This is a genomic window from Phenylobacterium sp., assembly GCF_035276905.1.
In the GTDB taxonomy this organism is placed as follows: domain Bacteria; phylum Pseudomonadota; class Alphaproteobacteria; order Caulobacterales; family Caulobacteraceae; genus Phenylobacterium.
Window position 1 is genome coordinate 1 of record NZ_DATELG010000226.1, and the last position, 2,655, is coordinate 2,655.

The window sequence follows — 2,655 nt, forward strand, 5'->3', positions numbered from 1 at the left end:
GCCGCCGCATAGCGCGCCAGCTGAATGTCGCGCGCGGCGGCGACGCGCGCCGCGACCTCGGCCGAGCCCTCGGCCGGCGGCGGCAGGGCGAGGTCGGCGGCGGTCACCGGGGGGACCTCCACCTGCAGGTCGATGCGGTCCATCAAGGGGCCGGAGATCCGGCCCTGGTAGTCGGTCTGGCAGCGCGGGGCGCGCCCGCAGGCGCCGCGGCCCGGGCCGCCATGGCCGCAGCGGCAGGGGTTCATCGCCGCCACCAGCTGCACGCGCGCCGGATAGCGCACGTGAGCGTTGGCGCGGGCGACGACCACCTCGCCGGTCTCCAGCGGCTGGCGCAGCGAATCCAGCGCCTGGGTTCCGAACTCCGGCAGCTCGTCGAGGAACAGCACGCCGTTGTGCGCCAGGCTGACCTCGCCGGGCTTGGCCTTCGCGCCGCCGCCGGTGAGCGCCGCCATGCTCGCCGAATGATGGGGGCTGCGGAACGGCCGCGCGCGGCGCAGCTCGCCCTTGGCGATCAGGCCCGCCATCGAGTGCACCATCGAGGTCTCCAGCAGCTCCTCCGCCGTCAGCGGCGGCAGAATGCCCGGCAGGCGCTGGGCCATCATCGACTTGCCGGAGCCTGGTGGACCGATGAACAGCAGATTGTGGCCGCCGGCCGCGGCGATCTCCAGCGCCCGCTTGGCGTGCTCCTGGCCCTTCACCTCGCGCAGGTCGGGGACCCGCTCGCCGTCGAGGATCTCGCCGGGCTTCGGCGGCGACAGCGCCTGGACGCCGCGGAAGTGGTTGACCAGGGCGATCAGCGAGGGCGCGGCGATGATCGGCGTCTCGCCGGCCCAGGCCGCCTCGGGCCCGCAGGCCTGGGGGCAGATCAGGCCGAGCGCCATGCCCCCGACCGCCACCGCGGCGGGCAGGGCGCCGGCGACTGGCACGATCCGCCCGTCCAGCGACAGCTCGCCCATCGCCGCCCAGCCGTCGAGCGCGTCCGGCGGGATCACTCCCATGGCGGCCATCACCGCCAGGGCGATCGGCAGGTCGTAGTGGCTGCCGACCTTGGGCAGGTCCGCGGGCGCGAGATTGGCGATGATCCGCTTGCCGGGCCAGGCGAGGCCGAGGCCGGCGAAGGCCGCGCGCACCCGCTCGCGGCTCTCGGCCACCGCCTTGTCGCCCAGGCCCACGAGGATGAAGGCGGATTCGCCGCGGGTGAACTGCACCTCCACGTCGACGCGCACCGCATCGACCCCCTGGAAGGCCACCGTGACCACCCGCGCCGCCATGCCGTTTCCTCGTCAGCCTGTCAGGACTTATCCACAGGGCGCGATGGAACTCGCCGCTGAAGCGGGAACGAAGTTAGAACATAACACGAAAGTTGCAAGGCGAAGCTTGCGGGCGCTCAGCTGGCCGCGCGGATCGCCTCGATCTTCTCCCAGAGGATCTCGGCGGCGTCGACGCCGGTGAAGCGCTTCAAGGCGACCGCGCCGGTGGGGGAGGTGACGTTGATCTCGGTCAGGTAGTCGCCGATCACGTCGATGCCGACGAACAGCAGGCCGCGCCGCTTCAGCTCCGGCCCGATCGTGCGGCAGATCTCCAGGTCGCGCGGCGTCAGCTCCACCGGCTCCGGCTTGCCGCCGACCGCCATGTTGGAGCGGATCTGGCCCTTCTCCGGCACCCGGTTGATGGCGCCGACGCATTCGCCGTCGACCAGCAGGATGCGCTTGTCGCCCTTGGTCACGGCGGGGAGGAACTTCTGCAGGATGACCGGCTCGCGGCCGATCTGGGCGTGCAGCTCCAGGAGCGCGTCGAGGTTGGGGTCGTCCGCCAGCAGCCGCGTCACGCCCGATCCGCCGCGGCCGTTCAGCGGCTTCAGCACCACGTCGCCGTGGCGGGCGCGGAAATCGTAGATCTGCTGGCGGTCGAAGGTGATCAGGGTCGGCGGCTGCAGGTCGGGGAACTTGGTGACGAACAGCTTCTCCGGCGCGTTGCGCACCTCGACGGGGTTGTTCACCACCAGGGTCTTCGGGTGCACGGCTTCGAGCACGAAGGTGGTGTCGATGTAATGCATGTCGAACGGCGGATCCTGGCGCAGCAGGACGACGTCGAAGGCGGCCAGGTCGACCTTGCGCCAGTCGCCGAGGGTGGCGTGTTCGCCCCTCATCCGCTGCACTGTCACGTCGCGGCCGCGGGCGAAGGCGCGGCCGTCCTCCAGGGCGAGGGTCTCGGTGGTGTAGACGAACAGGCTGTGCCCGCGGGCCTGGGCCTGCTCCATCATCAGGAAAGTCGTGTCGGCCTCGATGTTGATCCCCTCGATGGGATCCATCTGCACGGCGACCTTCAGAGACATGGCGGGCTCCAGACAGCTAGCGTGCTGGATCTGAAGTTCGCTTGCATCTGGTCCAAGCGCCGGAGCGAACTTCAGATCCGAAAAGCACGCTAGAAAACAAATACTTGTCTAGTGTCCTTATCAATTCCGAAGTTCGCCCGAGTTCGCCACAGGCGCACACGAACTTCGGAATTGGGACACTAGAGCTAGCCAAATAGGGCCGCAGGCCCCGGGGCGCCAGCTAGTTCAGGCGCAGGCGCACCCGCTCGCGCTGGGCGCGGGCGGTCAGCGCGGCCCCGCCGTCGAGCGTCGTGGCCCGGGCGAGCGCCTCCAGCGCGCCG

The 2,655-nt window shown here is 70.5% G+C and carries 2 protein-coding genes; both read right to left on the minus strand.

Translation table 11 applies throughout. The features are described 5' to 3' along the window. The coding region (locus tag VJS38_RS10595) for a YifB family Mg chelatase-like AAA ATPase (protein WP_324088114.1) at nt 1-1,271 on the minus strand (1,271 nt) is incomplete at its 3' end. Nucleotides 1,272-1,387: 116 nt separating this feature from the next. After that, nucleotides 1,388-2,335: a glutathione synthase gene (gene gshB / locus VJS38_RS10600; RefSeq protein WP_324088115.1), complete on the minus strand. Its 948-nt coding sequence runs from the start codon at nt 2,333-2,335 to the stop codon at nt 1,388-1,390. Nucleotides 2,336-2,655 lie beyond the last annotated feature (320 nt).

Bases quoted from the DNA above. Each gene is read 5' to 3' on its own strand.
- gshB (WP_324088115.1), bottom strand. From the start codon at position 2,335: ATGTCTCTGAAGGTCGCCGTGCAGATGGATCCCATCGAGGGGATCAAC.